This is a genomic window from Nocardia sp. NPDC004068, assembly GCF_042874315.1.
Classification (GTDB): Bacteria; Actinomycetota; Actinomycetes; order Mycobacteriales; family Mycobacteriaceae; genus Nocardia.
In genome coordinates this window covers 84,339-91,105 of the sequence record NZ_JBIAMW010000022.1, presented here as the reverse complement: position 1 = coordinate 91,105, position 6,767 = coordinate 84,339, and the positions used below count along the sequence as shown (strand labels likewise).

Here is a 6,767-nt window from a genome sequence, read left to right as displayed (position 1 = left end):
ATGCCTGAAACGGTATGTCACGCGGCAGATCCACCGAACCCTGACGCAGGCCAACGCGACGACTTGACAAACATAGAAGCCTCCCGGTGAGTCCGTTCGGTCTTGTAGAGACCGTTGGTCGTCTCGGCGAGTGCGTTGTCGTAGGACGATTCGACCGCCCGACCGAGGGCTGGACCCCGGCTTCAGCGAGCCGTTCAGCGAAGGCTATGGATGTGTATTGCTGGATTCGATCGGTGGTCGCAACATCAGCTTGTTGGAGTGATCGTAGATGTTCATCGAACGCTCCGGCGGGGTGTCTTCCAGTCGAGTGTCTTTCGTGGCCTGGTATTGAGAGTGTGCGCGATCGCTTGGACTTCCTCTGCGTCCCAGCGGGATAGGTCGGTGCCTTTCGGAGATGGCTGTCGCGAGGGTGTCGGCCATCGTGGCGGCGGCGTAACCGGGCCAGGGCGGCCTGTTCTTCGTCCGCGGAACGAGCCCATAGCCGCCCACGCGGGAGCAGGTGGATAAGCATCGTGAGCCGCGTCAATCGTTCCACGAGCGTGCCGATCGCCGAGCGCTTGAGCCCGACGATGTAGGGGTCGGACCGGGGCGCGGTGCCAGGATTGCTCTTGGTCCGTTTCCCCGGCCCGCCCTCCGCACCGGACGACAACGCGCTCATGGAGAGGTCGAAGCTGTTGAGCTGAGCGGGTCCCGTTTGCCACCCAGCCTGAGCAAGAATGGCGAGTCCACCGAAGACCAGGACCGGGCGCAGCACCTTCTCGAGTAGTGGAATCTAGATGTCCCCCGAGTCGTGCCAGATTATCGCCTGCGTTTCCCCGCGTTCACGAGGCCAGCCCTGTCCGTCCTGCCCCGGTGACGGCCGGGCCCCTCAGTGAACCGGCGTTCCGGTGTGGCGATGTGGTGGTGTGAGCGAGCCGCTGCCGGGTCGAGGGCTCAGCGTTTTTTACGGATTCTTGACGACGTGCAGCTCTTCGCGGCGCGGAGCGCGGACATAAGGTGACTTATCGTGGTTTCACCGATTGACCTGGCCAAACGAGTGGTTCTCGGCCGTCCGTTCCGTAGCGACCGGCTCGGGGATACTCTGCTGCCGAAACGGCTGGCGCTGCCGATTTTCGCCAGCGACCCGCTGTCGTCGGTCGCGTATGCGACGCAGGAGATCCTGCTGATCCTCACCCTCGGTGGGTTGGCGTATCTGCACCTGACACCGTGGGTCGCGGGTGCGGTCGTTGTGCTGTTGGCGGTGGTGGTGCTGTCGTATCGGCAGGTGGTGCTCGCTTATCCGTCCGGCGGGGGCTCGTACGAGGTGGCGTCGAAGAATTTGGGGCGGCTGCCGGGGCTGGTCGTCGCGGCGGCGCTTCTGGTCGACTATGTGATGACCGTGGCCGTGTCGGTCGCCGCGGGGGTGGACAACATCATCTCCGCCGTACCGGAGCTGAATCCGTTTCGGGTGGCGATCAACATCGGTTTCATCGTGTTTCTCACCGCGATGAATCTGCGGGGTGTGCGTGAGTCCGGGCGCACCTTCGCGATCCCCACCTATGCTTTCGTGTTCGGGATCCTGCTGACCATCGTCGTCGGTCTCGGGCAGGCGATGTGGGGTGATGCCCCGGTCGCCGAGAGCGCGCACTACGACATCCGTCCCGAGCAGGCCGGGTTGTCCACTGCTGCCCTGGCTTTTCTGGTGCTGCGCGCGTTCTCTTCCGGCTGCACGGCGTTGACCGGGGCCGAGGCGATATCCAACGGGGTCCCGGCGTTCCGGAAACCGAAGGCACGCAACGCCGCTCGCACGATGGCGGCGATGGGAGTCATTTCCATCACCATGTTCGCCGGTGTGACCGCGCTGGCCATCATCACGCACGTCCGCGTGACCGAGAACACCTGCGATCTCGTGGGATTCGTCGGCGACTGCGACGCCGATCCGCAGCGCACTGTCATCGCGCAGATCACCGCGGCGGTGTTCGGCGGCGACAGCATCGTCTTCTACTACATGATGGTGACCACCGCGCTGATCCTCGTCCTCGCCGCCAACACCGCCTACAACGGGTTCCCGTTGTTGAGTTCGATTCTCGCCCAGCACCGGTACATGCCCCGCCAATTGCACACGCGCGGCGATCGGCTGGCCTTCTCCAACGGCATCCTGCTGCTCGCTGTCGTGGCCGGTGTGCTGATCTACGCGTTCGACGGGTCGGCGACCCGGCTGATCCAGCTCTACATCGTCGGCGTGTTCACCTCGTTCACCCTCTGCCAAGCCGGGATGGTCCAGCACTGGAACCGCGAACTCGCCGCCACGACGGCCGCGGCCGAACGCCGCCGCATCCATCGCGCCCGGCTGATCAACGCCTTCGGCGCGGTGTTCACCGGTGTCGTCCTCGTCGTGGTCATGGTCACCAAGTTCACCCACGGCGCCTACCTCGTGGTGGTCGCGATCCCGGTGCTCGTGATCGTCATGTATCTCGTTCACCGCCACTACATGGCGGTCCGGGCGGAATTGCGCCCCGACGACAGCGGTTTCATGCTGCCCGCACGAGTGCACGCGGTCGTGCTGGTGTCCGGCTGGCACAAAGCGACCCAGCGCGCGATCGGGTTCGCTCGCGCCACTCACCCCGACAGCCTCACCGCGATCACCGTCAACGTCGACGACGCCGATACCCGCGAATTGGCCCGCGAATGGGAACACGCCGAGGTCGCGATCCCGCTCAAAGTGATCGAATCCCCGTACCGGGAAATCACTCGCCCGGTCCTCGACTACATCAAACGCCTCCGGACGGCTCATCCCCGTGACGTGGTCAGCGTGTACATCCCCGAATACGTCGTCGGCCGCTGGTGGGAAAACCTGTTGCACAACCAGAGTTCCCTACGCCTCAAGGCCCGCCTGCTGTTCGAACCCGCGGTCATGGTGACCAGCGTCCCCTGGCAACTGCGCTCCACCCGCCATCGCGATCACGCCCGTATCGAACACACCCCCGGTGACATCCGGCGCGGCATCACCAAAACCCTCGATTCCCGAAGATCGTGAGAGCCGAGAGGGCCTCGCCTGCTCTCCCATCGGGAATGCGATGCCCCTCACCCCTGTCGCGACGGCGGACGCCCGCGCCCGCCGAAGCCGGTTTGACCGGCCGGAGCGACGGGGGAGGCCGCCCGCAGGCCTAGTCTCTCCGCAATCGAGCTCCTCCGTCACCTCCTGTGTCACGGCGCGACTGGTGTCGGGCGACCCCTCATCACCGCGGACGCGCGCCCGAGCGTCGGCGCGAGCACGCGGAGACGGCCCTCGGCCTGACCGCGACACCCCTGATTCCGGTCGAGATGACACCTTCGTCCTCGTCGGCCACATCCGAGACGACGAGCCGGGCACAGTCGGTGACGCCTGGCAAGGTCTCCACCGATCTGGGCGGCAACGTCGACCACGGCGACGCCGTCGTCGTGTAGCGCGTCGGCAGGATCGTCGGGACCGGGAGCATCGGGGGACCCGCAGCGGGGCGCACCGCCGTGACAGCCGCTACCACGATCGAACGTGCCGCAGGATCTGGTGACCCGGGTCTGTCACGCTGGAGTGTCTTGGGTCGCCTGCGTGCGCGAGGGTGCCGCGCGGCAGCGGGGCGGGCGGGTCGTCGCGTGTGCCGCGCAGTACTTGAAATCCCGCTTGTGCCACCATAACCGGGATCCGGCGCGCGGCTTGCAGATGCCGGACGCGCGCGGCGTCGGGTAGGTCGTTCCAGGGTAGGGGCAGGGCGTCGTCGTGGTCGGCCCGTTCGGGTAGCGCGCCGCCGCGGGCGGCGATCTTGTCGTCCATCCAGCGCTCGTATTCGAGCCGTGCCAATGTCTGCACTTCCTCATCGTCGAAGCGCACCTCGAGAGCCGGGTCGAAGGCGGGCACCATGAAGCAGCCGATCGCGGCCAGGTTCTCCCCGATGCGGCGGGCCCGGATCCGATGGGCGTGCCGCTGCGCTTCGGACAGGTCTTGCCAGCGTTGGAGCACCTCGGCCTCGGCGGGGGCATTGCCGGTGGTCATCGCCTCGTGCACGCGCGCCTGATGCGCGACCCGCTCGCGCGTGGCGTGCACCGCCTGCGCGAGTTGTTCGGTGACTTGGCCGGTGACGTAGCCGGTGAGGCTGTCGATCACGCGGTCCTGTGCGGTCAGCCGCTGGGTCATCCGCCGGCATTCGTACAACACCGCCCGCGCGTCGAGGAAGGTTTGCTCCGAACGGCGGTCACCCGCCCGGCCCAGCACGCCCTGCCCGACCATGATCACGATCATGAACACCAGCTGCGCGAGCGACGACAGGAACGTCATGAACAGAAACGGGTACCGGTCGAATCGCTGAATCCCGGTCTGCGCCAGCGCGATCCAGGCCATCTGTGTGCCCGCGGCCAGGTAGAACGCCCACACGCTGCCCAGTCGCACCGTCAGCCACACCGCCACCCGGTCGTTGAGTGTGACCGTCTGATCGGCGGCCTGCGGCGGATCCTGCACCCGGTGCTGCTCGATCCAGGGATGCGGGCTGGAGTCGAGCAGGCTCAGACCTCGGCTCAATACCCGATCTTGCCGGTCCAGGTGCGCTTGCAGGTCCGCGACCTGCCGGAAGATGGCTTCGGTGTTCTCATAGGTCTGCACCGAACGCCGGTCGGCGGCCGCGCTGAGTACCCGCTGGCCTACCAGGATGATCAGGCACAACACCAGTTGCGCGACGTTGTTCAAGAACAGCAGGAACGGAAAGGGATAGGGATCGACCCGATGCAGCGGATCCCACCATGTCGCCAGCGCCATGTACCCGGTGAAGACCACCAGCACCACGTACAGGGCAGGCATCGACCCCACCCAGCGGGTCACCGCCGCGGCCACCGCATCGTTCACGCCGACCCGCTCATCGGCGATCAGCACCGGCGAGGCCGGGTGCGGGTCGGTCCCCTGACTCTCGCTGCTCAACGCTTCAGCCTCCTCGGCCCAGGGTTTTCTGACGCCCCACGGTAGTTCGCGACCACGCTATCGGCAGGGGCCGGTGGACCTCTCCGGCGGCGAACATCGCACCGCTCGCCGTCGGATCGCCAGCGGCGCTTGTGCTCGGTCGGCACGGTCGGGGTACCAGCGCCCAAGTGTCCGGCGAATCATGGTCAGCCGCTGAGGATCGGATGATCCGCACACCCACCACGGGCCACGGCGATGAGCGCATAGCCGCGCAGGGCGACCATCCCCACAGTGCGCAGCGGCGAGAAACGCTGGGCGTTCGAGAGTGTCGCGGGCCGGTGTGCGCCAGGTGTCGCAGTTCTGGTCGCGGATGGTGTCGTTCGTACAGGAGCCTCACCTAGCGAGGTGCTGACCCAGCATTGCTGACGCCCGCCCGGCCGGATGCCAAATCGGTCGATGTATGTTGCGAGACAACCACTTCGGCCGAGCGGTGCGCTCAGCCGTGCAGAGTGCTGGGAATCATGTAGAGCCCGAACGCGATGACGGCCGCGCACAGAGGCCATGCCGTGAACTTGTACGGTCCGCGCATGCGCCATTGCGGCGGAAGGGCTTTGGCTTCCAGGAGCAGCAGCAGACCCAGCACGACCGGTAGTAGCAGCGCGTTCATCACCTCGACGTCGACGGCCAGGTTCACCAGATCCAGGCTGGCCAGGACAAAGACGGCGCCGATGAGATCGGCCAGGGCATAGGTCAGATAGAACTTCGCGGTGTCGCGACCGGGCCGTTCGTTGAGGGTGTGCTTCCACCCGAATACCTCGGCCAGGCCCCAGGAGCCGGCCAGCGAAGACACGATCGCAGCGACCAGTGCCGCACCCATCATGCCCAGCCCGAACAAGACATGGCCACCGAAAACGCCCAGGAAAGGCGTCAGCGCGTCGGCGATATCGCCGATACCGGTCAGGGCGACGCTGGGATTCCATCGGCCGATCGTGGCGCCGACCGCGACGACCACGGAGATCATGAGCAGCTGGGTCAGTACCGCGCCGAGGGCCGTATCGTGGCGAGCCTGCCGGATCACGGTGGGGAAAGCTTCTTGTCGATCACCGCGCGCTGTTGGTAGAACACCATCCAGGGCATGATCACCGCGCCGACGTTGGCGGCCAGCAGTTTCAGATAGTCCGGATCGTGCAGCGGCGGTGACAACAGGCCGCGACCGACCTCGCCGAGGTCCGGCTTGGCCAGCACCATGGCCAGCAGAAACGCCAACTCGGCCAGCCCGAGGGCGATCCCGATGCGTTCGACGCGCTGGTAACTTCCGGTCATCGCGAGAGCGAGCAGAAAGACCGTGGCGACGGGGATGGTGAGCCATTTGGAGATTCCGAACAGTCCGCCGACGCCGGACACACCCGCGAATTCCGTCAGCAGGGCGCCGATCACCGACACGAACAGCGTCGTCGACGACAGATACGCCCACCCCCGCCCGAATCGCTCCCGGATCAGCAACCCGTGGCCTTTACCGGTAACCAGGCTCAGCCGGACGGTCATCTCCTGCACCACACACAGAATCGGCATAAGGATGACCTGCGGCAGAATCATGCGATAGCCGAACTGCGCACCCGACTGCGAGGCGGTGATCAGCGATCCGGCGTCGGTATCGGCCAGCATTACGCACAGCCCAGGCCCTCAGACGGCGAAGAAGCCGAGATGCCGCCACCGGCGACCGCCTGGTTCACGCGGGCGAGGTGGCGTCGACGGCGGTGCGCTCATGCTCATTCACTCAATGTAAGGTTAGGCTCTCTCTCAAGGATGTGGTGTGGGTCACGGCGACGCGAATTCCGCGTGCACGTCGTCGTGCGACTCCGAC

At 66.1% G+C, this 6,767-nt stretch carries 3 protein-coding genes and 2 pseudogenes; 2 read left to right on the top strand and 3 right to left on the bottom strand.

Annotated features, from left to right (window positions below; all coding sequences use genetic code 11):
* Nucleotides 1-17 precede the first annotated feature (17 nt).
* Nucleotides 18-571, bottom strand: a pseudogene (locus ACFYTQ_RS35565) (hypothetical protein); the annotation flags it as partial.
* 435 nt (nt 572-1,006) lie between these two features.
* Between ACFYTQ_RS35565 and ACFYTQ_RS35560 the strand changes: the two are divergent.
* A complete protein-coding gene (locus ACFYTQ_RS35560; protein ID WP_387370436.1) occupies nt 1,007-3,016 on the top strand; it encodes an APC family permease in 2,010 nt (669 codons plus the stop codon).
* A 287-nt stretch (nt 3,017-3,303) separates the two neighbouring features.
* Complete coding sequence (locus ACFYTQ_RS35555; protein ID WP_387370434.1) at nt 3,304-3,426, top strand: hypothetical protein; 123 nt, start codon at nt 3,304-3,306, stop codon at nt 3,424-3,426.
* 70 nt (nt 3,427-3,496) lie between these two features.
* Here ACFYTQ_RS35555 and ACFYTQ_RS35550 read toward each other — a convergent pair whose 3' ends face one another.
* Both ACFYTQ_RS35550 and ACFYTQ_RS35545 read right to left on the bottom strand, forming a co-directional pair.
* Nucleotides 3,497-4,924: a DUF1003 domain-containing protein gene (locus ACFYTQ_RS35550; protein ID WP_387370432.1), complete on the bottom strand. Its 1,428-nt coding sequence runs from the start codon at nt 4,922-4,924 to the stop codon at nt 3,497-3,499.
* 475 nt (nt 4,925-5,399) lie between these two features.
* A pseudogene (locus tag ACFYTQ_RS35545) lies at nt 5,400-6,676 on the bottom strand (NRAMP family divalent metal transporter).
* Nucleotides 6,677-6,767: the final 91 nt, after the last annotated feature.